We start from the raw sequence: 22,131 nt of genomic DNA on the forward strand, positions 1-22,131 counted from the left end.
CAAGTTGACAGACCGAGGGAAGTCAATGCCGCCGGCCCATCGGTCAGGCTGGTGGAAAAGCACGTACTCCCTTACGATACGGTCGCATCATCGATATCCCTTATATATCGTAAAATCATCTTTCTACGTAGAAAGTAATGGTTTTTTGCATAATAAGACGAGCAAGGCGAGTAGACAATGATGGGTCATGCGCCCCCTTGGCCGATTCGCCCCTCGGAAGGCACCTTATCCCCTATCCATACAAAATCTTGATGCAAGTGCTGCCTGGAAACGAACATAAATTGAAAATGATGAAGCGCGTGGCCACCAGCTTGCTGGTCGTGGCCGCCGCGTTACTCGCCTTGGCCAAATTTCACCACGATGCCGGTCCATGGGCATGGCTTAGCGCGTTTGCCGAGGCATCGATGGTCGGCGCACTTGCGGACTGGTTCGCGGTGGTCGCGTTGTTCCGGCGTCCGATGGGACTGCCGATCCCCCACACCGCCATCCTGCCAAGCAACAAGGCCCGCGTTGCCGATGCGCTGGCGGTATTCGTCCGCGATAAATTCCTCGGCACCGATGCGTTACTGGCGAAGATTCCAGCGCTCGATCCTGCCGCCGCCCTGGCCGACTGGCTCCGGGAACCCAAGCAAGCCCGGCTCGCCGCGGACAAGCTCGCCGACGGCATTGCCGTATTCGTCCGCGCTTTCGACGATACCCCGCTGAAAGACGCGCTGGCAGGTCTTGTACGGGAGCGTGCGCGAGATGTCGACGTCAGCGGCGCGGTGGGACAGATGCTTGACCTTTTCACCGAGAACCGCCGCCATCAGTCGTTGTTGGACGAGGGCATCAAACGCGCGGCGCTCTGGCTCGACGACCCCGCGGTCCAGCAGTACTTCGCCAATCGCATTGTCGCAGTGGCGGGAGAAGAATATCCGACGCTCATCAGTGCATTAGGGTTGTTCGGCGTGAAAACCGAAGAGGTTGGCGTCAAGCTGGCAGGCGCGTTGGTGCGAGGCTTTCACGTCTATCTGCATGAGATCAGTGAGAACCCCGAACACGAACGGCGCCAGGCATTCGACGCCGCGGTGCAAGGCTTTATCGACAAATTGAAAATCGATGAGGCGTTTCTGTCCAGGATAGACGAGGCAAAGCTCGCCTTGCTCCGCAGCCCGGCCCTGTCCACGCATATCGATCGCATCTGGGAGTCCGCGCGCGAACATCTGTTGCTGGGACTGGCCACGTCAGGATCGTCATTGCGCGTGGGTTTGACCGACGCATTAGCGACGTTTGGCGACACGCTGCTATCGTCGCGGGCATGGTGCGATGCGCTGAATGCGCAATGCGCAACGTTTGTCGCGGCGATTGCCCCAGCCGTGCGGGAAACGGTATCCGCCCATATCGCACAGACGGTCCGCGAGTGGGACGATGCGGTACTGGTCCAAGAGGTGGAGCGAAGTGTCGGCAGCGACCTGCAATTCATCCGGATCAATGGAACGATCGTCGGCGGTCTGGCCGGACTGACCATTCACGCCGTGACGACGATCCTGGCCTGACCCGCAACCTCGATGGTTTGCCCCGCGCGGATCTTGCAGGTCTTGCGCGTTTCCACCGTGCCGTCCACGCGAACGTCCCCTTGCGCGATCAGCATCTTTGCAATGCCGCCGCTAGGCGTCACCCCGGTGACCTTCAACAAGTCATTCAGGGCAATATGCTCCCCCTTTAGCGCAAACGTAAAGTTTTCCATCGATCGATCCTGTGGCGCTAGCGCGCGATAATACGCGCGGACATGATGCGCCGGAGAAAGCGGTCGATGTTGCCCGGGAATAACATGACGGTCAAGTCCGCCATACCGCTCTTAATGCCCTGCCAATAACCTTATTTTTTTGGGCTTGTTCAGGCAAAGGGAATAAGCTCACCCTGTGACATGAGCGCCTCCCGATGTCGAACGGTACGCAAAACGAGGCTGAAAGCTTCGGGCGTGTTCATGCCCGCGCTGGTTAGCATCTTGCTGATCGTACCTTCCAAATATAGAGGGTCAACAGAGATACCGAACGCCATACTGATCAGCACGGTCCGCTCCAAAGCTTCGCGATCCTCCAGACGGATTGAAAAGCGGTCGAAGAAACAGTCGAGTTTGCGTCTTGTGCCGGGCGCCTGATCGGCTTTATCCGGCAGGTCGGCAAAATGCTGTCCTGCCACATTGCAGAGATGCGCAGCGAAAGCGGGCGACGCATACGGCATGGATGACTGCGGATCCATTACATACTCCGCGGTCCACGTCGAAAAGCTGACGCTGTCCACCAAAGGCTTATCAGCCGCGGCGAATTCGCTCAACATTGAAAACATGGCACCACGCGATGCAACAGGACACGACGCAAAAACACGCTGTAGTATCTCGGTCGCTTTCGACGGCACGTCAGCGGGGTTGGCACCATTGGCCCACGCACGCAGTTCCGCGACATGCGCCCGGACGGCACTTTCAGGGTCGCCGCGATTCAACGACACAGCCGCATAATCCTCTCTCCAGACTCTCACCTGCTCTAGTAAAGAAGGCTTTTCCGGTAGGGCGTTTGTACTGCGGTCGACCATTGCCGCCCATCGGTCCGTAAGGATGGCTTGAGCAGAAAAAGGCATTGTAGATATATTGCTCAATTGCGACATAACATGACCAGGCTCAGACATGTCATTACAAATGTCGAAATAGGCAAACATCAAAACTTGGTCCATCTTCGCCGCACTACTTTCGTCCAGCGATTTAAAGGCCTGAGGTTCTACCTGACGAAAGTATTTGTCAATCGTCACGGTCCATGCGTTAAGATCAACCGTTTTCAGGTCGCTTAGTCGTCCTGGCGTTGCCATTGCAGACCAATCGTCACCAACGGTCAAAAACCGTGTGTAGGCACTTTCGCAGAGGCAACGCTCAATCAATGCGATCAATCTGGTATCGACGAATCCAAGACCGTCAAGTGTCTCTCTCAAGCCTGGGCCCTCCATCACCATCGCCGCGATTTTTATCGCCATTCTTGGAAACAGTAATTGATCTCGTTGCCGGTCAGTGATCCCAAAACGCTCCACCAGCGTCGAGAAAAGAGCGGCATCAATATACCTCTGCCCATTGCCTAAAAGCGCCACTGCCGTTCGATCTGATACGTGATCAAGATAGACAGGGGGATTTTCCATCGCGTCTTCTAGCAGCTGCCAGTTCAAGCCTCGATGGTCCGCCGCGGCGGCATCCAATATGTCGGGCCAATAGGACGGCGGGATGCTCTTCAAGCGGCCATAGAGTCTTTGCTCAAAAGCCGCGTAGTCGGCAGGATCAGAGGGAAAAGTCGTTAAGCATGCGGCAACTTCGAGATGGGCGAGACATTCCGGGGCCTGTGCCAGTCGCGGGTCATTTGCAATGGCTTCGCGCGTCTCGGCAATTATCGTACGCCATGCGTCGCGATCACTATTGCTCATATCCACCGGGGACTGCATTGGTTCACTGGCGAATCCGCTCAGGAATATCGGCCGTGAGGCAAGGCGGATTTCGCGGATGTCATTCAGCGTGCCGACAACCGTTCGGGCATGTGGATCGCTGATCGGTGACGTTTTCCCGGATGTGCCTGCTAGCGCATCCGGGTGCGATTGACTTGTGTCGTATGATTCAATTGGAAAATGTCCACCGCCACGATTTCCAACATCCATTTTCTGCTCCTAGTCACGACACATGAGATACACGCTTGACCTGCACGATTGCCGGTGGGTGCATTACAACCACCTATCGTTCCGCATCTATGTTCAATGGTGAGCATTCAAATGCGTCTCAGGAACTGGGAAGCATCGATAAGTTGCTGCAGGCAAAAAGCACGGCTTAGAGACAGACACCCGGTTGGACGTGACTTTAAGAGATTCGGTTGGCACCGCGCAGGTTACGCTGATGCTCTAGCACCTGGACAAACGATGCCTCGTCATAGAACCCGGCATTGGCGAGCTCTTTCTTGATTTCCATTCTCAATCGCGGTGCGGTCAATGCAATACGCCGGGACACCCCCATCAACACCTCTTGCTTCATCTGTTCTCGTATCACAAGGTTTAGGGAAAACCGTTCACAAAATCGGTCGTACTTTGTCTTCAGACCGTCTGCCTTATCCGGCAGTTCCGCGAAAATGGGTCCGGCAACCTTGCAAAGATGCATTAAGAAGTTGAAGGTTGTATAAGGCAAGGAAACCGCCGGGTCCTTTAGAAACACGCCAGTCCACATTGCCAATGTTTCTGGTTCCACCAACGGATCATCCACGATCGCGGACTCTCCCAGATAGCCCAGCATGGCGCCCCAAGCATTCGTCGGCATCCTCTCGAACATGTGTAACGTGAGCGATTTTGCGATTGCCCCCCATACTTCGCGCTTACCTGAGATGTTCACCCAGGCACGGAGTTCGGCCACGTAGGCCCGCACGGCGTTGACAGGCTCTTTCTCGTGCAACAGGAACGTATTGCACATCTCTACGCGCCAGTCGGAAATCGCTTTTAGTATGTGGGTATATGCAGTATTGTCTTGGTCCTGGTCAATAAGCGCTGCCCAGCGGTCCAGCAACGCGGGTTGATACCCCAACGGACTCCTCCATACATTGTGCAGACATGAAAGAACATTCTTGGGATCTTCCATATCGAGCGTTAATTTCGTAAAAGCGTCTATCAAAGACTGGCACTTTTGTTCTGGCGAACCGTTCCCTCCCCACACCGACGTAATGGCAGCCGTCTCCACGGACTGAAAAAGGGCTGACGCCATTGCCCGCCAGCGCGCCGCGGCTTGCTCAGAAATAAATTCTGCCGACCCAATTGATCCGAGTGGTTGCCAATACGGTTTCGCGCAATAGAAGTACTCCAGCTCCAACGCCAGATCGCTTTGCTCGGCTAACATGACGACTTCTGGATGCACGTCACCATACAAGTTCCATACCGCCGCATAGTCCGCGTTCAGTTCCTTACGCTGCGCGGCAATCTTCATGGCTTCGACCGGATAGAGCAATACCATGCATTGCTCCGCCGTTACCCCGAAATGCGTTTGCAACACGTCGTAAGTACGAGGACCCAGAAACGACAGCGTTGCGTTTGCCAATACGATTGCCGAGCGATCCGAAATGCAAGGAAATCGTATCGATGCATCGTTGACAAACGCTTCCAGATCGAGCCATGAGAGCATGGGATGCGTCGCGACCGACGCATCCAGCAATTCAGGCCAGTATCGGGTTGGGATATCTCGCGCCCGGGATACAAATTCTTGATAAAACGGCCGGTTCTTCGAAGGAATGCCAGTAAAGCAGCAAGTACGCAATGCAGCAATATCAAGGTCTACTTGCAATCTCTCCGAATAAGCAAAGCTTGCATCCTCGCTAATTTGCCGCCGCGTTTGCGCGATAATGCGCTCCCACTCTTCATGTGCCTGTAACACCGTGCTTCTACTGTACGAATCGATCCCCGGTCCCAGCAAATTGCAAGCAAACGTCCGTAAAGTACCAGGGCGCAACGGCAAGGGTAACGTGGCTATTGCCTGGAGAACCGTTACGACATTGGCATCGGCCACGTCCTCCGTTAGAGCGTGTGCGATTTGTGGGAGCAGAATTGCATAAAGCGACATCTTGCCAACAATCACGTGAGAAATCTTGTGACACGTCATGCTTAGCGCGACGACATCCACGATGGGAAGCATCGTTACGAGATAATTTAAAGGGTCCGACGGCAAGTCAGCCAGTCCAATGGGAGGTATGTCGCGTGTTGCCACGCCAATAGAAAAACCACCATCAATGTGAGTGCTGATCACAGGACGCCTCTAAAAGAATGCCGATACACATCCTAGGCTTATGACTGTCTCAGGAAACCAGATGATGCGTATTTACGGCACCCACCGCGAAGCGACAATGATCGCGCGAACGAATGTCCACAGCGGCGCTCGTCATACAAGATTCGCAGGAATCGGCGTCCGGCCCACGCATTGATGCTCAAGAAAAGTGCACTCAGGTGGACGTCGGAGCAAGCAGGCATTTCAATCTGCATAGAGTCGACAAGCAATGCCAACACGTTGGAAAAATTCCGCAGATGCAGCGACCCGATGTAATCGGCCTTCCGGCACCAATTTTTAAACCCCGTTAAAATGACTTCGCAGCCATTGACGTTGGGTGCCTCGATTTTTGCTTGGCGATAATAGACGGCGTCGCCAGGAGGTCGCGCGTTTCTTTCGTCTGTCTATCCGCCATCTCTGCTGCCCTACGGAATCTCCATGCGTAGTTTTTTTGTTCGTGTCATCACGATTGGCGTCTTTCTACATGCCTACGTGGGTTTTCGCCTGATCCCTGCTTTACCTGGCAACGTGATCGTGCATACGGCGTTGGCACTGTGGCTGGTTTTTTCCTGCCTTATCGTGCCGCTGGGCATGCTCCGGCGTGACGGTGGCGCTAGGGGTCTGCGGGCCTTCGCAACCTGGGTCGGCCTACTGGAAATGGGTTTTTTCTCTTTCCTTTTGACGCTGACACTGATCCGCGACGTACTGCTGCTGATCTACGCGATCATTGCCGCCACGCCGTTCGCATTTGCAACAACGCTGCAGACGGCGCTCCCCATACCCGTGGTTGTGCGTAGCAGCGCGGAGACCGTGCTCGCATTAGCGCTCCTGATGTTGCTTACCGGGGTATATAACGCACGTCGGCGGGCGCCCGTGGTGGATATCGAGATTCCGATACAAGACCTGCCCGCGGCATGGCACGGCTTCACCATTGCACAATTGAGCGATATTCACGTCGGCCCGACTATCCGCAAGCGCTATCTCGACCCTATCGTCGACGCCGTCAACGGGCTAGATGCAGATATGGTGGCGATCACAGGCGATATCGTCGACGGGAGCGTCGCCGCTTTGAAAAAGCATACGGCCCCGCTATCGCGCTTGAAAGCCAAGCATGGCGTCTTTCTGGTAACAGGTAATCACGAGTACTACGCCGGTGCCGATGCGTGGGTGACCGAATTCCGTCGCCTCGGCCTCCAAGTGCTCATGAACGAACACGTCGTCTTGACACGCGGTGAGTCGTCGCTGGTACTAGGCGGGGTGACCGATTACAACGCAAGTCACTTTAGCAGCAAGCACAAAAGCGACCCCGTCAAGGCGATGTCCGGGGCACCGGCGGACGCGGCACTGCGCGTTCTCCTGGCGCATCAGCCGCGCTCTGGCAAAGCTGCGGAAGCGGCCGGCTTCGACGTGCAATTATCGGGGCATACGCATGGCGGACAATTCTTCCCCTGGAATTTCGCCGTTCGTGTGCAACAGCCCTTCACCGCCGGCTTGGTTCGCAGCGGCAGGATGTGGATGTATATCAGCCGCGGCACCGGCTATTGGGGACCGCCAGTGCGCTTCGCCGCCCCATCCGAGATCACGCGGATTCGGTTGGTGCAGGCCAAAAATGCATGAGCCCCGTCACGGCGCGATATAAAACCGCGCCACCGCAGGCGACCCAATTCTGCAACGGCGTATTCGCGTGGAACATGGCGCTTCCGTTGATCACCGCCTCGGTTTCAACGATTTTCATTCGGATGGCAGGCCCTCCCAATTTCATTCGTGGAAATCACGCAGGATTTTCGCGTTTTCGACCGAACTATTTCCCGGCCTCGGGTCGGCAATGCCAATCCGATCGAGGATTGGCGTAAAACACCGCCGCGTTACTTCACTTCCCCACTCCAGAATAATCACCAGGGCATCATGCCGGGCATCGCCCACAGGGATCGAGGCCTTCATTAGCATGGCCATCATTAGCATGGCCTTCGTCAGTACGTTATAACACGACACCCATCGCCCCCATCTCTGATCGGCCGGCGACGCCCTACCCAAAGGCTGACGCTCAGGCGCTCGTACTTTCTGGCGTTTGCCCCCCCGGGACTTGCCATTTTTCCATGGCGTAGCGTCGCTCCACATGCTTGTAATAAATGATCGAGCCCGCCCTGTTTGCGTAAATACACCCCAACATCATGACGCAACCAAAGACGGATGCAACGCCTGCGCCAGGACGACGGTTCAATCCACACGCGCTAACGTGGCAATCCCATCTGATGCCGTGCCATGCCGCCACAATTTTTCAAAGCCATCCATTTCATAAACGTAATCCGTGACTCACTTCCCGAAAACGTCGCGCAAAAACGGTTTGTCAAACAGACATCGCGCGCTTATCCAAGCAATCACAGGATCGGTAAATATTTCATAGAAAAATACAATGGGTATTTTTTACAATATTTCTCAACTTTATCACTTACTTGCCGTTTAACGGTGATAGATGGGCCAAAAGAACTGATGAGGATCAATTAAATGAAAAAAATGAACGTCTCAGCCCGACTGGCATTAGGTTTCGGCTTAGTGCTCACGCTGCTAATCATCATCTCAGCGCTTGGATTTTATGCGGAAGGAATTCTTTACAATCGCCTCGATAGTATCGCCCGGGTCAATAACGCGGAGGCGAAACTTGCGAATGCGCTCAAGTCAACAGTGCGTGACCGTATCATTGCCCTGCGTAATGTCGCGCTCCTGAGCGACCCGGACGAGGTGTCCAGGCAGGTCGCCATAATCGGCAAACAGGATCTGGCATATCAAGATGCATACAGAAAACTGGGGCAGATCTTCGCACAGGAAGTAGGCACAACCCAACGCGAACGTGATCTGTACGCGCAACTGAAGGACGATGAGCTTGCAACCAAGCCTTTATGGGATAAGGCGATCAAACTCGGCGAGGCCAATGACAAGGTTGGTGCGACAGACGTGATGCTCAAGCAAGCCCGAATTAAGTCAAACGCATGGATTAGTCGTCTTGACGAACTTGCCAACTTCGAAGGCGAGCTTAACGATCAAGCGGCGACAGACGCCGCCAACACCTATGCAACGATTCGCTTGATAACGTGGTCGGTGGTCGCATTGGCGTTGGCAGTCGGAACACTAGCGGCAGTAGTCATCACCCGCGGTATTCTGCGGCAGTTGGGAGGTGAGCCTGCCGCAGCACAAGAGGTCGCCAGCCAAATCGCTGACGGTAATCTCACCGTGAAAGTGCAACTGACCGAGGGGGATAAGTCCAGCCTGATGGCATCCCTCGAATTGATGCGTAAAAATCTAAGCGATATCGTATCGGGGATCAAGACCTCAGCAGAGTCCATCTCTGTAGCAGCGGGGGAAATCGCACAGGGTAATGTGGACCTCTCGCAGCGAACCGAGGAACAGGCCGCTTCCCTGGAGGAAACAGCCGCAAGCATGGAGGAACTGACTTCCACGGTTCGGCAAAATACCGACAATGCGCGTCAAGGCAGTACGCTCGCGGCCGCAGCATCGCAGACGGCGGCGGCGGGCGGCGAGGCGGTTCAGAAAGTCGTTGCAACGATGGAGGACATTTCGGCGAGCTCAACACGTGTAGCCGAAATTATTTCGGTAATCGAGGGTATCGCCTTCCAGACGAATATCCTCGCGCTGAATGCCGCGGTCGAGGCTGCGCGGGCTGGAGAGCAAGGCCGGGGATTCGCCGTGGTGGCAGGCGAGGTACGGACACTCGCACAGCGTAGCGCCACGGCCGCCAAGGAGATCAAGGATCTTATCAGCACCTCTGTCGAGCACGTCACCGCGGGTTCGCGGCTGGTCAGCGATGCCGGTAATACGATGAGTGAAGTGGTACGCTCAGTGCAACGCGTAAGCGACATCATCGGCGAAGTCGCCTCGGCGTCGACTGAGCAAAGCACCGGTATCGAGCAGGTCAATGTCGCTGTCAATCAGATGGATGAAGTGACGCAGCAAAATGCCGCATTGGTCGAACAGGCGTCTGCAGCCGCACAGGCCATGTCGGATCAAGCTCAGAGCCTACGAGACGCGGTTGCCATCTTCCGTATCGAATCACGTACGGCGATGCAGCAACAAGCGGTGCGTGGCAGCCCAAAGATTAGCAAGGCGACGAATGCGATAGTAAAAAGGCCGATGCAAGTGCTTACCGTGGCGAAGCCCCGGCAACCGATAGCACTGTTTCAGGAAGCGGAGTCGGCCAATAACTGGCAAACCTTTTAGAATATTTGTATGCACCAGTGCCTCATTCGCGTGGTGTTGATTATAAGATTATCGTTTTGCTGCCGCAGTTCAAATGCGGGCGTGGTCAAACACGCTATGGCTAGACACAACGTGCTGAAGCTACTTGAAGATCGCGGTATAGATGGTCATGTTCCGTATGCTGAGGTTGCCGCCGCATCACTCGCCAATTGACTTACCGACGATCAAGGGGCACTTAGCCGCAGCGAGTGAGCTTAATCTACTACCACTGGCAAAACGGGATTCAAGAATTCGACGGATGAGCGACTAGAATGGGATTCTCCAGGAAGCACGGAAACTGCCTTGTTATTAGCGCGCCTGCGCGAAACCGAATAGGACATGTATTCGCACGGCATCCGTTTGACTACGGTGATTATTACGCGAGAGTGGTGATCGCGATATACGCAAAAATCGGCGCGTGTCATGACAATGGGCTGGGCAGAATGCATTGCCCTGCCGAATGCTCGATTGCCTGGCTTCATTCTTTCGGGGGCAGGAAGATTCGCTTTATGACATGCCGATATGCAAAACACATTGCTGTCGCTCGCATGTTCGTTGATGTGCTGACGCAAGGGAAGACCATTCCCCTACTCATCTCCAAACAGATTTAAAAAGCGACCCGCCATTGACTAAGCAACAACGCGGTTAGTTAGATGGGTTTCCGAGAGTTTCGTTGCAAATGCGCGTTAGGCTAGAAAACGGTTTCGACATGGCAAGGCGCTTTAAGAGAGAATCCCGATGAGAGGCTACCCGGTTCCCGCGAATGAGCTCGAGCGCATTCAAGCATTGGATTCGTTTGCTCTGATGGATAGCCCGCCTGAGCGAGATTATGATCAGATCGTTCAGATGGCCGCGCGGATTTTCAATGCAGAAATTGCCCTCGTTTCGCTTCTGCACAGAGATAGGCAGTTTTTCAAAGCAAGTGTCGGCGTGGACTTTTGCGAAACCAGTCGCGAAATATCTTTCTGTACGCATGCCATTCTTGGCGAGAATGTATTTTATGTTCTCAACGCCGCGACGGATGAGCGCTTCCGCACAAACGATCTTGTGCGCGAGGCGCCGCATGTCCGCTTTTATGCTGGCGCACCGCTTATTACTTCCGGCGGATATGCGCTGGGGACACTATGTTTATTAGATACTTCTCCGAGAGAGGTATTCTCAGAACGCGACCAGTTAATTCTCAAGGACCTAGCCAACCTAGTGCTTGAACGCATGGAATTGCGACGCCTGGAACAGCGAAATCGCGAAATCCGCATGCGCTTTATGCACATTACCTCAACCTCGCCCGATGCAATCATTTGTGCGGATAGCAAGAATCAGATCATTTCGTGGAACAGTTCGGCTGAATCGATTTTTGGACATACTGCCGAGGAAGCGATCGGGCAAACTCTAGACCTCATCATTCCCAAGGGGATGCGTGCTCGGCACATATCTGGCTTTAATAAGGTCGTCTCCGGTGGGCAAGAGCGCATCATAGGCACCTCGGTCAACTTGACAGCACTACACCGCGATGGCCACGAGATACCGATCGAACTATCTTTGTCGCGTTGGACCGAAGGCGGGGAAGCACAATTTGGCGCGATCATTCGCGATATCACCAGCAGGGTGGAAGCGGAAAAGCTACTTAAACATGCAGCGGAAAACGATCACCTAACGGGTCTGGCTAATCGCTCCTTGCTAAAGCGGCATCTGCAGGAGGTATGCAGTTCAAACATGAATGCGGCCATCCTGTTGATTGATCTAGATGGATTCAAAGAAATCAACGACACGTTGGGGCATGCTGCCGGAGACTTTGTCCTTCAGGTAACCTCACAGCGCATTCGTCAACACGTGCCGGCCTGCCATCTTGTGGCTCGACTCGGCGGCGATGAATTTGTCGTGCTCATGTCCGGTAGCGCAGACCAAACGGAGGCAGTCGAGCTGGGTTTCGCGTTGGTCGCGCTGATTGAAGAGCCAGTCGAGTTTGATGACAACTCTATCTATATTGGCGCGAGCATCGGCGTATCGATGAAGACGGATAACGACATGGATAGCGAGCAGATCCTAGGCAATGCAGACCTGGCCCTATACCAAGCGAAAGCCGATGGTAGGTGTCTGGTCCGTGTTTTTACGCCTGAGCTTCGGCAGACTGCCTCTAGAAAAGGAACGCTCAATTCCTCGCTGCGTCAGGCATGGGAAAACAAAGAGTTCGAAATGTACTACCAGCCACAAGTGCAATTGAGGGATGGCAGCATTTCTGGTGCAGAGGCGTTAATACGCTGGAATCATCCAACCCATGGTGTTGTCTCCCCTGCGTTTTTTTTGAATGTGCTGGAGACTAGCCTTCTTGCAATACCGGTAGGTGAATGGATATTGCGAACGGCCTGTGAACAAGCGGCCAAGTGGCGAAGCGCCGGCCACCCGGGCTTCAGAATAGGCATTAACCTGTTTGCCGCACAGTTTCGCGTGCGCGACTTTTCCGAGGTCGTTGAACGGGCTCTAAACGACTTCGCTTTACCGCCCAGTGCGCTCGAACTTGAGATTACTGAAAACATTATTTTACGCAACGAACTGAGGATCATGCAGCCGCTACATCATCTGCGTTCACTCGGTGTCGGCATCGCATTCGACGATTTCGGAACAGGCTATGCTTCGTTAAGCCTGCTGAAAGACTACCCAGTCACCCGCCTGAAAATTGACCGCTCCTTTGTCAGCGGCGCGGAACGCAGCGAGAAAGACCAAGTGATCATCGAAACGGTCATTCGCCTTGCGGCTGGTTTCAATCTTGAAGTGACGGCTGAAGGTATCGAAACCCAGGAACAGGAAGACTTGATGCGCCGTTATGCCTGCAATGAGGGACAGGGCTACCTTTATGGTCAGCCGATGACGGCGAGTGAATTTACCCAGCTTTATATTTCTGAATGTCCCTGGGGTGCTGTAGATACTTCTGGCCTATAACGGGTGCAGTTCATCGCAGCGGACGCCTGTACCCTATCCTCGATCAGCGATTGATGGGAAGTGTGTCGTGACGACCGGCAGGGAGGGAATGTCCGTTCAGGATGTACAAAAGGCGGTCACGCTTTGCCGCACTGACGAAGGTCACGAGTATTCGGCCATGATGCCAATCAAAACCGATTGAATCCCTTCACGGCGTGATATAGCCTGCGCTACCGCTCGCAACCTGGTTCTGCAGTGCCGTGTTCGCGCGGAACATGGCGCTGTCGTTAATAGGCGCGGTGGTTTCACCGATCTTCGGCTGAATCGCCGATGCGGGGCCAGTAATCTTTGCGGTTTCCTTATTGATCGGATCCACCAAAGGCGCGGTCGTCGAAGAGATGGCCCCGGTGACGTTGTCGCGCACCACCGGAATGGAGACACTCCCCGCATAAGCGGCCAGAAAAGGAATGCCAGCTAGCCCCGTGGCACACACAGCCGTGCGCAGCACGCGCCACATGCGTGCAGACTTTACCGTACTACTGTCGAAACTACCGTTTTCGCTATTGCGCATGCTGACCTCGTGGTGCCCGTAGACCCGTAATCGCCAAGTGCAAAAAGCCGTCCCTGCAGGACGTGCTCCGGTACACCCGGTCCGCGGTATCAGGCAAGGACCCCGTTGGGTGGGGTTTTCATGCTACCGCAAAAAATCGACAAACCCCATCAGTGCACATAAAGACCTCGCCAAATCATTCTTTTGACGAAGCAATACTATCCTGGCCCGAAGTTTGCTTACGTAAACGCGTCGAATCTTGGGGAATGCCCCAAGGTCACGAAGACACCCATTCAGGCATCATCGCTCTGACTGGGACCGGGCCTAAAAATGTACAACAGCGCTCGGACTTACAAAACAGTACAGAAGTAACACAGGTGCCACGCTACGATGGTACCGTTGTTAGCATAAGAAGGAGAATGCAATGAATCGAATTCAATCAATCCTGTTGGTCACCGCCACCGCTTTTTCGGTCAATCTGGTGTATGCGCAAACGCAGCCAGCCGCCGACTCTGCGGTCAATAACGGGATGAACAGCTCGCCCGCGCCGGTACGCATTGTCACGCCGACCACCGATCCCATGGTGCAAAAGCGAAACGATAACGCCTTGGCGAACGAGCAATATCGGGCCAACAAAAAGGCAGCAAAGCAGGAATACAAGCACAAAGTGAAAGCGGCCAAGACAGACCAAAAGCAATTCAAGAAGGATGCCACCGCGCAAGAGAAGGCGGCGCTAAACGGAGAGGTTCCGGCGGCGCCTCTGCAAGCCGTTCCTACGGACTCGGCATCGAAGTAAGCGATTTACTACACCACCAGTGTTAATGTGTGGTGATGGTAAGTTGCAATTTGTGTAAAAGGCGAGATATGCGGAAACCGCATATCTCGCCTTTTATTTTGGAAAACGCTCAGCCCATCAGCCGTGTTTCCCAATCCAATCAAACCCGCTCGATTGCGATGGCGATGCCTTGCCCCACGCCGATACACATGGTGCATAAGGCGTAACGGCCGCCAGTACGTTCGAGTTGATGGAGCGCCGTGGTCACCAATCGCGCACCACTCATGCCTAATGGATGCCCCAACGCAATCGCGCCGCCCTGCGGATTGACGCGCGGGTCGTCATCGGCAATACCCAATTCCCGCAACACAGCCAAACCCTGACTGGCAAATGCCTCATTGAGCTCGATCACATCGAACAGATGGTGTTTCATTTCCAGCCTCGCCAGAAGCTTCCGCGTAGCCGGAACCGGACCGATACCCATCACACGGGGTGCCACACCGGCGCTCGCCATACCCAGCACGCGTGCCCGTGGTGTGAAGCCCTGTCTGCGCGCGGCAGATTCGGAAGCCAGGATCAATGCTGCCGCCCCATCATTGACACCCGAGGCATTGCCCGCAGTGACCGTGCCGTCAGGGCGAACAATCGGCTTCAGTTTCGCCAACGTTTCCAAGCTGGTCTCGCGCGGATGCTCATCGCGATTGACGATCAATGGATCGCCCTTCTTTTGCGGCACGGCCACCGGAATCATCTCGGCATCGAACCAACCGGCCGCCTGCGCGGCCGCGGCCTTCTGCTGGCTACGCACCGCGAAGGCATCCTGGTCGGTACGGCTGACTTTATAATCATCGGCGACATTCTCGGCGGTTTCCGGCATGGCATCCACGCCGTATTGCTGCTTCATCAGCGGATTGATGAAACGCCAGCCGATTGTCGTGTCCTCCAAACCAGCACTGCGCGAAAACGCACTCATCGCCTTGCCCATGACAAACGGCGCACGGCTCATGCTTTCCACGCCGCCGGCAATCATGAAGTCTGCCTCTCCGGAACGGATTGCGCGCGCTGCCGTGCCTACCGCGTCCATGCCCGAACCGCATAGACGGTTGATCGTCGACCCAGGCACCGCTTGCGGCAAGCCCGCCAGCAACGAGGACATTCTTGCCACATTACGATTGTCTTCCCCGGCCTGGTTCGCACAGCCGAAAATGACATCATCAATTGCCGACCAGTCGGCGTTGGGAAACCGCGCGATCAGTGCTTTCAGCGGCAAGGAGCCAAGGTCATCGGCACGAATCGATGACAACACGCCACCGTAGCGACCTACCGGCGTACGCACCGCATCGCAAATAAAGACTTCACTCATCCTCTGCTCCGGTTTCAGGATTGCGGCTGGTAGGTCATCGGCACGCCCGTCTTTGCCACCAGTTCATCAAACGGCATATCGGTGAAAAGGTCGCGCACCACCAGTCCGTCAGGGGTGACATCGATCACCGCCAGATCCGTGTAGATACGGCTGACGCAATGCACGGCCGTCACGGGATAGCCGCACTGTGCCACGACCTTGCTCTCACCTTGTTTCGTGAAATGCTCCATCATCACGAATACGCGCTTTGCTCCCAGCGCCAGATCCATCGCACCACCCACGGCAGGGATGGCATCCGGTGCGCCGGTGTGCCAGTTCGCGAGATCTCCCTTTTCCGACACCTGAAAGGCACCCAGCACGCAGAAATCCAGATGGCCACCGCGCATCATGCCGAACGAGTCGGCGTGATGGAAAAACGATCCCCCCTGCAGCAGGGTCACATACTGTTTGCCGGCATTGATCAGGTCGCCATCTTCCTCGCCGGCCGCCGGCGCCGGCCCCATGCCCAGCACGCCGTTTTCGCTGTGCAGGAAAATTTCCTTGTCGGCGGCCAAATGGTTTGCCACCAGCGTAGGAACACCGATACCCAGGTTCACATACGCGCCCTCGGGAATATCGGCTGCCACGCGCTTTGCCATGTCGTCTCGGCTGAGTCGCTTCATCATTGTTCTCCTAGTTCAGCGTCACAGCGGACGCGGCGTCAGTTGCACGACACGCTGCACAAAGATGCCGGGCGTCACCACCGCTTCCGGATCCAATTGCCCCAATTCAACGACCTCGGATACCTGCACGATGGCCGTCTTCGCGGCAGCCGCCATGATCGGCCCGAAATTTCGCGCGGTCTTCCGATAAACGAGGTTACCCCAGCGGTCCGCCTTGAACGCCTTGATCAACGCGACATCCGCATGCAACGGACTCTCGAAAACGTAGGAGCGGCCATCGATTTCGCGGACTTCCTTGCCCTCGGCCAGCTTTGTGCCAAAGCCAGTAGGCGTGAAGAAGCCACCAATGCCCGCCCCCGCCGCGCGAATCCGCTCGGCCAGATTTCCCTGGGGCACCAATTCCAATTCAATGTCCCCGGCGCGATATAGCGCGTCGAACACATGAGAGTCCGTCTGACGCGGGAACGAGCAGATAATCTTTTTCACCCGCCGCGCCTTCAGCAACGCCGCCAACCCCGTGTCGCCATTGCCGGCATTGTTGTTGACGATCGTCAGTTCGCGCGCGCCCTGGTCGATCAACGCATCGATCAGCTCGGCCGGCATCCCGGCATTGCCAAAGCCACCAATCATCACTGTCGATTCGTCACGGATATCGGACAATGCCGCCGCCGCACTTTCGTAGATTTTATTGATCATCTGTCCTGCCACTCCCAGCCGGTCTGGGCGGTGTCGCCCGATTGACGCGCTTCATACCGAAAATGGGACCCATGCCGGCATCGCCACCCGTCCGTTTGCGCTTACCCCATTGTCCTCGCGCCGCCTAACCCGATACCTTCGGGTTTTCACGGCTTGACTTGTTCGCATATCGAACATACATTCGCTAAACGAACATTTGCGGTCATACTAGGTTTCTCCTGCTTGCGTGGTCAACAAGGGATAACCCTTGGTTACGTTTGAGCGGCATACTGGATCTGGCGAGGACGGTTCACATGTCCCTCCCGCTGGCCTGTAGAACACGCGGTAACGCGTCCATTTTTCCGTGGCAGTACCCTCTCTATCGCGTTTTGCTCCCTTCCTGATGTCCGATGACTATGACAGAAGACTTTTCTCGCACCGCGCCAAATGAATACCCGATGTCGTCGCGCAAGCATGCCGCCCCGGACCTGACACGCGAAGCGGACCGCCCCGGCGATACGTATGTGCAATCGTTCGCCCGCGGCCTGAGCGTGATCCGATCTTTCAATGCAGAGCGACAAGCGCAAACGTTGACGGATGTCGCTGAAGCCACCGGGTTGACGCGTGCAGGCGCGCGCCGAATTCTATTGACCTTGCATACGCTCGGTTATGTGGAAACGGAAGGACGCCTTTTCCGCCTCACGCCCAAGATCCTGGAACTGGGCTTCACGTTTCTCACATCCCTCCCTTTCTGGAACCTGGCCGAGCCGGTGCTCGAGCAGTTATCCGCCAGCGTCAGGGAAAGTGCATCAGCGGCGGTGTTGGACGGACATGAGATCGTGTATGTGCTGCGTGTTCCAATGCAGAAGATCATGACGATCAACCTTTCGATAGGCAGCCGCTTGCCTGCATACTGCAGTTCGATGGGCCGGGTGCTGTTGTCCGGGCTGGATGACGCCGAGATTGATGCGCGATTGGCGGCGTCGACATTAACCCGGCGTACGCCAAAAACGATAACGGACCCCGGGGCGCTAAAAGCCGAAATCACCCAGGTGCGCGAACAAGGCTGGGCGATCGTCGACCAGGAGCTGGAAGCGGGCCTGATTTCAATCTCCGCGCCCATTCTCGATCGACAGAACCGCATCATCGCGGCGATGAATATCAGCGGGAATGCGCAACGGAAAAACGCGCAGGAACTGATCGATACTTATCTTGCGCCGCTCCGTGGTGCCGCCGATGCCGTATCGCGTCTGGTCGCGCAGCGCGGGTAACGCAGGCAGCGTAAGGTGTCGTTCGTCAGCGAATGCGCCCACTCGGCAACCTGCCGGTACAATAGCGCTTTTTCCAGAAAAGCCGCTTGCCAGCGCCGCGCGTCGATCTGTCAAAGTGGTACCCTCCCTGTCACGCACCATGAATTGTCGGGATCATTGCGGTGCTTGCTGCACCGCGCCGTCGATCAGCTCTCCCATTCCAGGCATGCCGGACGGCAAGGCCGCAGGCGTGCGTTGCGTGCAGCTCGACGCCGCCGAACGGTGCATGATCTTCGGTGATCCGCGACGGCCCGCCGTCTGTGCATCGCTCCAACCGAGTGCGGCGATGTGTGGCGCCTCGCGTGAACAGGCGATGCGCGGCCTTTTGTGGCTGGAAGCGGCCACCGCGCCTTGACCCGGGAGTCCGTTCTCGATGCCTGTCAGCCCATCGGTCCCGAGGCAACACGCAGCCGTCCAACCCTGTTGCAAACAAGGTTGCCGAACCGGCGATTGACGCATCGCGCAACACAAGCGACGATACGTGCTATCGATATAACAAAAGATGCGTAGATACGGCCTCGCCGGTCCTATCGCACTGCCGCCTCATGACTGCTCCCTCGCTCGACGACACGCTTAGCCCCGATGCACCCGGACGTACCGATACCGACCTCATGTGGGATCGTATTCGTGGAGAAGCGTTTGCGTTGGCTGAAGCGGAGCCATTGCTGTCGATGAGACTATCGCATCGCATCCTTCAATGGTCGACGCCCGCGCATATGCTAGCCGCTTCATTGGCGGCACGACTCGCGTCCTCCGATTTGCCGGAAACGGCGCTGCGTGAACTGTTTGTCACGGAGATGGCCGACGGCGGGATTCTCGCAGCGGCAACACGCGATATCGCTGCCGTTATCGGCCGCGATCCCAGTTCACCTTCCCCGCTCCAGGTCGTGCTGAATCAGAAAGGCTTCCATGGTCTGCAGATACAGCGCGTTGCGCATCGTCTCTGGCATGCAGGCCGATCGGGTTTTGCGCTGACGTTGACCAATGATGCCTCGATGCGGTTCGGCGTCGATATCCATCCGGCGGCACGGATAGGATCCGGCGTGATGCTCGACCATGCTACAGGCATCGTCATCGGCGAAACCGCCGTGCTTGGCGACGACGTGTCGATCCTGCAGAACGTGACCTTGGGTGGCACGGGAAAAGAGTGCGGCGATCGGCATCCGAAGGTTCGGGACGGAGTCATGTTGGGGGCCGGTGCCACGGTGCTGGGAAACATCGAGATCGGGGCGTTTGCCAAGGTAGCCGCCGGCAGCGTGGTGCTGTCCGCCGTACCACCGCATTGCACGGTGGCGGGCGTCCCGGCCCGTATCGTCCGCCGCCTGACTGACGATACGGTGCCCGCAAAAGAGATGTGCCAGAAAATTTAAGTGACTACTTTGCCGCCGACTCGAACGCGGCTACCCATTCACGATACTGGGTACCAATCCTGGCGGCGGCGTCTTCACGGAACAGCAACCGCTTCTCATAACCGTCCACGGCATCCCAGAAACTCGTGCGTCCGACGGCAAACCCGGTAAATCCCGGCACTGCCGCCGCGGTGGTAAGCCAGAAGACCACTTTCTTCGCGTCCGCGCCGCGCCCTAGGACAATGCACCCGACCTTGTCGCGGCCGTCACGTCTCGCCGCCTTGACGACCATCGCCGCATCTTCTTTCGTATCGAGTCCCTCGATCTTCCAGATTGCCGGCTCGACGCCGTCATCCTGCAAGCGTTCGATGGCATCGCGCATCAGCCTCGGGCGCAGCTTGACGTCGAATGCTTCCTTGTCGCCGCCGACGGAGGCCAATTGCGCATCCGTTGCCGGCACCAACAGTTCGAACATGAACGGCAATCCGCGTTCGATGCAGAAATCCGAGAGCCGCTTCAGCCTTACTGTCTGGCGCGCGTTCATGTCCGCGTCGCCCTCGGGGTTATAGCGTACCAACGCTTTTGCAAAGGTGGGCTTGACCGCATCCAGGTGCGCACCGAAATCGTCGCCATATTCGAAGTCGAATTCCTCACTTCCACTTCGCTCCGTCGATACGGCGGTGAGAAATCCGCGCCTTGCCGCATCTTTCAGGATCTCGGCACCAAATTCCTCGTCCACCAGGATGCCGGCCGTCTTGGGGTCCACGCCCTGCTGCAATGCAGCCTTGAATCCCTCGTAAATCAACTGCTTACTATCCGACACCTTCGCATGCTGCGCCGCGGTGAGAGGCGGTTTCAGCGCAAACATACCCAAGATATAAGACGAGCGATGGTCAAACGGCAGGATATATAGCGGCTTGTCGTAGCCAGGTCTGGTGTGTCCGGTTGGCATCTGCGTACCTCCTTCATTTCGATGGGCATGATGCACGGGCGGCGACGCATGATCGCGGCCGCCGCACGCACTGCGAAAAGACTTGCACCATTATCACGCCGCGCGGCGGCGCGTGCAGGGCGGCCATGCTCGTGCCTGCTACTAGAGGAAAGTATTGGTAAGGACTTGGACAAAAGACAGCAGTGATCCGCCGATGGAATGACAGCCCGGGCAGCGAAGATTGTTCGGCAGCATCGCGCTCCATTCGAAAACGAGGACCCAAAGTGCAACGCTCGACTCTCTTTCGCTCGCCCGCCGCCGGCGGTGCCCTGATTCGCCGCGCCGTGGGCGCCGCGTTGGTTTTGGCCGCCGGGGCCAGTATCTCGGCTCATGCAGCCAGTTTTGACTGCAAAAAAGGCCAATCATTCTCGGAAAAGGTCGTCTGCGAGACGCCCTATTTGTCACGACTCGATGACCAGCTAGCCGCTGCCTACAAGCATGCGCTGGATGTCACTCCGGATCGCCAGGCGCTGGAAGACAGCCGGGTCGCCCAATGGCAATGGCGGCAAAAGAATTGCCGCGACGCGGCGTGCGTGACGAATTGGTATGAACGCCGCCTCAGCGAATTGCACGCGGACGTGGCGCAAGGTCAGAAGGCGCAGCGCGTGTCATTCGAGCTGCACCTGGATGGCCAGAATTTGGCGCCGGAAGCCGCCTCGGCAGTGCGTCAGATGAAAGCGCCACAAGCCCAACCTACCGCCGCCGCGACCATGCCGGATGTGCCGGTCACCACGTCGACGAAGGGCTTGACGATGCCGGCCCCGCAATCCGCGCACGTGGAAGCCGGTCCGGCGAAGGTCATCGGCACCAATCCCTGACCTGCCACTGCCAGGAATCGCCGCCCGGACGTTCTGGCATGTCGCCGGGGCGTGCGAGCGGTGCGTGATGGGGTGTCTCGAAGTGCGCTAGCTGATACGGGGCACCATCGCCTCACAGGGTATCAAGCAACGGCGGCAACGTCCCGTTGGAATAGCCCGAGATGAAGTGCTTCGGTGCCCCACCGTCTTCCGGATACACCCATCGGGCGACTTGTCCGATATCGGCACCGTATACATGGATGCTGATCGACGTCTGATCTTGGTAAAGATTGGATACCCGATGAATGTCGCCAATCGTCGGCGACACGGCTTCCACCGTGCCCGGTCGCAGGATCACATCGTGGCCGGTAGCGACTACGGCGCCGGATGACGTGCGAGCGAAAGACTCGGAGGCTTCCGCGCCGCGCAGCATGCCGATCAAACCCCAGACCGTATGGTCATGAATAGGCGTGCGCTGCCCCGGTCCCCATACAAAACTGACCACCGAAAATCGCGCAGCCGGATCACGGTAAAGCAGAAACTGTTGATACCGATCGGCCGAGGGCTGCGCATAAGCGTCGGGCAGCCAGTCATCGACGGCAATCAAACGACGTAACGCGTCGGTACAGCGCGCAAGCAGTGCGGCTTCGCCTCGGGCAACAGCAGCCGCTTCCATGGCCACCGTCGGT

General features: G+C 56.5%; 19 protein-coding genes. 9 read left to right on the plus strand and 10 right to left on the minus strand.

The features are described 5' to 3' along the window. Window positions 1-251 precede the first annotated feature (251 nt). The gene (locus tag SJQ66_RS00965; protein WP_024903790.1) at window positions 252-1,535 is read left to right on the plus strand and encodes a DUF445 domain-containing protein; all 1,284 of its coding nucleotides are present in this window, start codon (window positions 252-254) and stop codon (window positions 1,533-1,535) included. Here the strand turns inward: SJQ66_RS00965 and SJQ66_RS00970 are convergent. The 3 genes from SJQ66_RS00970 to SJQ66_RS00980 form a co-directional block, all read right to left on the minus strand. Beyond that, window positions 1,508-1,726, minus strand: a complete 219-nt coding sequence (locus SJQ66_RS00970) for an RNA-binding S4 domain-containing protein (protein ID WP_024903789.1) — start codon at window positions 1,724-1,726, stop codon at window positions 1,508-1,510. The two genes, SJQ66_RS00965 and SJQ66_RS00970, sit on opposite strands and share 28 nt — an antisense overlap. A 149-nt stretch (window positions 1,727-1,875) precedes the next feature. Further along, window positions 1,876-3,441, minus strand: coding sequence for a hypothetical protein (locus tag SJQ66_RS00975; protein ID WP_157685871.1), 1,566 nt, complete (start codon window positions 3,439-3,441; stop codon window positions 1,876-1,878). 424 nt (window positions 3,442-3,865) lie between these two features. Then, on the minus strand, window positions 3,866-4,999 hold the full coding sequence (locus tag SJQ66_RS00980) for a hypothetical protein (RefSeq protein WP_157685870.1): 1,134 nt from the start codon (window positions 4,997-4,999) through the stop codon (window positions 3,866-3,868). A gap of 1,242 nt (window positions 5,000-6,241) precedes the next feature. On the opposite strand from SJQ66_RS00980, the gene SJQ66_RS00985 reads away from it, so the two are divergent. Then, complete coding sequence (locus SJQ66_RS00985; RefSeq protein WP_176026076.1) at window positions 6,242-7,420, plus strand: metallophosphoesterase; 1,179 nt, start codon at window positions 6,242-6,244, stop codon at window positions 7,418-7,420. A 141-nt stretch (window positions 7,421-7,561) separates the two neighbouring features. Here SJQ66_RS00985 and SJQ66_RS00990 read toward each other — a convergent pair whose 3' ends face one another. Beyond that, entirely contained in the window at window positions 7,562-7,744 is a 183-nt protein-coding gene (locus SJQ66_RS00990; RefSeq protein ID WP_176026077.1) for a hypothetical protein, read from the minus strand. Window positions 7,745-8,308: 564 nt separating this feature from the next. Between SJQ66_RS00990 and SJQ66_RS00995 the strand changes: the two genes are divergently transcribed. Together SJQ66_RS00995 and SJQ66_RS01005 are read left to right on the plus strand one after the other, a co-directional pair. After that, window positions 8,309-10,036, plus strand: a complete 1,728-nt coding sequence (locus SJQ66_RS00995; RefSeq protein ID WP_024903784.1) for a methyl-accepting chemotaxis protein — start codon at window positions 8,309-8,311, stop codon at window positions 10,034-10,036. 756 nt (window positions 10,037-10,792) lie between these two features. After that, window positions 10,793-12,991, plus strand: coding sequence for a putative bifunctional diguanylate cyclase/phosphodiesterase (locus tag SJQ66_RS01005; protein WP_024903783.1), 2,199 nt, complete (start codon window positions 10,793-10,795; stop codon window positions 12,989-12,991). Between the two features lie 187 nt (window positions 12,992-13,178). On the opposite strand, the gene SJQ66_RS01010 is transcribed toward SJQ66_RS01005, so the two are convergent. Next, window positions 13,179-13,541 (minus strand): hypothetical protein, encoded by a 363-nt coding sequence (locus SJQ66_RS01010; RefSeq protein WP_024903782.1) that lies wholly within the window; start codon window positions 13,539-13,541, stop codon window positions 13,179-13,181. 403 nt (window positions 13,542-13,944) lie between these two features. On the opposite strand from SJQ66_RS01010, the gene SJQ66_RS01015 reads away from it, so the two are divergent. Beyond that, window positions 13,945-14,316, plus strand: coding sequence for a hypothetical protein (locus SJQ66_RS01015; RefSeq protein WP_024903781.1), 372 nt, complete (start codon window positions 13,945-13,947; stop codon window positions 14,314-14,316). Window positions 14,317-14,455: 139 nt separating this feature from the next. Here SJQ66_RS01015 and pcaF read toward each other — a convergent pair whose 3' ends face one another. The 3 genes from pcaF to SJQ66_RS01030 are packed head-to-tail and all read right to left on the minus strand — an operon-like array spanning window position 14,456 to window position 17,016. Further along, window positions 14,456-15,658 (minus strand): 3-oxoadipyl-CoA thiolase, encoded by a 1,203-nt coding sequence (gene pcaF / locus SJQ66_RS01020; protein ID WP_320533757.1) that lies wholly within the window; start codon window positions 15,656-15,658, stop codon window positions 14,456-14,458. Between the two features lie 14 nt (window positions 15,659-15,672). Continuing rightward, a complete protein-coding gene (locus tag SJQ66_RS01025) occupies window positions 15,673-16,320 on the minus strand; it encodes a 3-oxoacid CoA-transferase subunit B (protein WP_046153817.1) in 648 nt (215 codons plus the stop codon). Between the two features lie 21 nt (window positions 16,321-16,341). Then, window positions 16,342-17,016 carry a 3-oxoacid CoA-transferase subunit A gene (locus SJQ66_RS01030; protein ID WP_024903778.1) on the minus strand — a complete coding sequence of 225 codons (675 nt, stop codon included), beginning with the start codon at window positions 17,014-17,016 and terminating at the stop codon, window positions 16,342-16,344. A gap of 437 nt (window positions 17,017-17,453) precedes the next feature. Between SJQ66_RS01030 and SJQ66_RS01035 the strand changes: the two genes are divergently transcribed. The 3 genes from SJQ66_RS01035 to cysE all read left to right on the plus strand — a co-directional run bounded on the left by SJQ66_RS01035 (window position 17,454) and on the right by cysE (window position 19,675). Continuing rightward, on the plus strand, window positions 17,454-18,266 hold the full coding sequence (locus SJQ66_RS01035) for an IclR family transcriptional regulator (RefSeq protein ID WP_046153816.1): 813 nt from the start codon (window positions 17,454-17,456) through the stop codon (window positions 18,264-18,266). A 139-nt stretch (window positions 18,267-18,405) separates the two neighbouring features. Continuing rightward, window positions 18,406-18,660 carry a YkgJ family cysteine cluster protein gene (locus SJQ66_RS01040; protein WP_081764960.1) on the plus strand — a complete coding sequence of 85 codons (255 nt, stop codon included), beginning with the start codon at window positions 18,406-18,408 and terminating at the stop codon, window positions 18,658-18,660. Window positions 18,661-18,850: 190 nt separating this feature from the next. After that, entirely contained in the window at window positions 18,851-19,675 is an 825-nt protein-coding gene (gene cysE, locus SJQ66_RS01045; RefSeq protein WP_024903776.1) for a serine O-acetyltransferase, read from the plus strand. 4 nt (window positions 19,676-19,679) lie between these two features. Here the strand turns inward: cysE and SJQ66_RS01050 are convergent, their stop codons facing one another. Continuing rightward, on the minus strand, window positions 19,680-20,606 hold the full coding sequence (locus SJQ66_RS01050) for a 2-deoxy-5-keto-D-gluconate 6-phosphate aldolase domain-containing protein (RefSeq protein WP_320533758.1): 927 nt from the start codon (window positions 20,604-20,606) through the stop codon (window positions 19,680-19,682). A 263-nt stretch (window positions 20,607-20,869) separates the two neighbouring features. On the opposite strand from SJQ66_RS01050, the gene SJQ66_RS01055 reads away from it, so the two are divergent. Further along, window positions 20,870-21,463, plus strand: a complete 594-nt coding sequence (locus SJQ66_RS01055; protein WP_320533759.1) for a lysozyme inhibitor LprI family protein — start codon at window positions 20,870-20,872, stop codon at window positions 21,461-21,463. Between the two features lie 112 nt (window positions 21,464-21,575). On the opposite strand, the gene SJQ66_RS01060 is transcribed toward SJQ66_RS01055, so the two are convergent. Further along, the gene (locus tag SJQ66_RS01060) at window positions 21,576-22,118 is read right to left on the minus strand and encodes a cysteine dioxygenase family protein (protein WP_046153813.1); all 543 of its coding nucleotides are present in this window, start codon (window positions 22,116-22,118) and stop codon (window positions 21,576-21,578) included. Between the last annotated feature and the right edge of the window lie 13 nt (window positions 22,119-22,131).

Origin of the sequence: Robbsia andropogonis (assembly GCF_034047095.1) — a bacterium.
GTDB lineage: Bacteria > Pseudomonadota > Gammaproteobacteria > Burkholderiales > Burkholderiaceae > Robbsia > Robbsia andropogonis.

Excerpts from the sequence above, each read along its gene's own strand:
- SJQ66_RS01060 (WP_046153813.1), bottom strand. The coding sequence starts at position 22,118 with ATGGAAGCGGCTGCTGTTGCCCGAGGCGAAGCCGCACTGCTTGCGCGC.
- pcaF (WP_320533757.1), bottom strand. The coding sequence starts at position 15,658 with ATGAGTGAAGTCTTTATTTGCGATGCGGTGCGTACGCCGGTAGGTCGC.
- SJQ66_RS00970 (WP_024903789.1), bottom strand. The coding sequence starts at position 1,726 with ATGGAAAACTTTACGTTTGCGCTAAAGGGGGAGCATATTGCCCTGAAT.
- SJQ66_RS01015 (WP_024903781.1), top strand. The coding sequence starts at position 13,945 with ATGAATCGAATTCAATCAATCCTGTTGGTCACCGCCACCGCTTTTTCG.
- SJQ66_RS01005 (WP_024903783.1), top strand. The coding sequence starts at position 10,793 with ATGAGAGGCTACCCGGTTCCCGCGAATGAGCTCGAGCGCATTCAAGCA.
- SJQ66_RS00980 (WP_157685870.1), bottom strand. The coding sequence starts at position 4,999 with ATGGTATTGCTCTATCCGGTCGAAGCCATGAAGATTGCCGCGCAGCGT.
- SJQ66_RS00990 (WP_176026077.1), bottom strand. The coding sequence starts at position 7,744 with ATGAAGGCCTCGATCCCTGTGGGCGATGCCCGGCATGATGCCCTGGTG.
- SJQ66_RS01010 (WP_024903782.1), bottom strand. The coding sequence starts at position 13,541 with ATGCGCAATAGCGAAAACGGTAGTTTCGACAGTAGTACGGTAAAGTCT.
- SJQ66_RS01050 (WP_320533758.1), bottom strand. The coding sequence starts at position 20,606 with ATGCCAACCGGACACACCAGACCTGGCTACGACAAGCCGCTATATATC.
- SJQ66_RS01025 (WP_046153817.1), bottom strand. The coding sequence starts at position 16,320 with ATGAAGCGACTCAGCCGAGACGACATGGCAAAGCGCGTGGCAGCCGAT.
- SJQ66_RS00985 (WP_176026076.1), top strand. The coding sequence starts at position 6,242 with ATGCGTAGTTTTTTTGTTCGTGTCATCACGATTGGCGTCTTTCTACAT.
- SJQ66_RS00965 (WP_024903790.1), top strand. The coding sequence starts at position 252 with ATGCAAGTGCTGCCTGGAAACGAACATAAATTGAAAATGATGAAGCGC.
- SJQ66_RS01040 (WP_081764960.1), top strand. The coding sequence starts at position 18,406 with ATGAATTGTCGGGATCATTGCGGTGCTTGCTGCACCGCGCCGTCGATC.
- SJQ66_RS00995 (WP_024903784.1), top strand. The coding sequence starts at position 8,309 with ATGAAAAAAATGAACGTCTCAGCCCGACTGGCATTAGGTTTCGGCTTA.
- SJQ66_RS00975 (WP_157685871.1), bottom strand. The coding sequence starts at position 3,441 with ATGAGCAATAGTGATCGCGACGCATGGCGTACGATAATTGCCGAGACG.
- SJQ66_RS01030 (WP_024903778.1), bottom strand. The coding sequence starts at position 17,016 with ATGATCAATAAAATCTACGAAAGTGCGGCGGCGGCATTGTCCGATATC.
- cysE (WP_024903776.1), top strand. The coding sequence starts at position 18,851 with ATGACTGCTCCCTCGCTCGACGACACGCTTAGCCCCGATGCACCCGGA.
- SJQ66_RS01035 (WP_046153816.1), top strand. The coding sequence starts at position 17,454 with ATGTCGTCGCGCAAGCATGCCGCCCCGGACCTGACACGCGAAGCGGAC.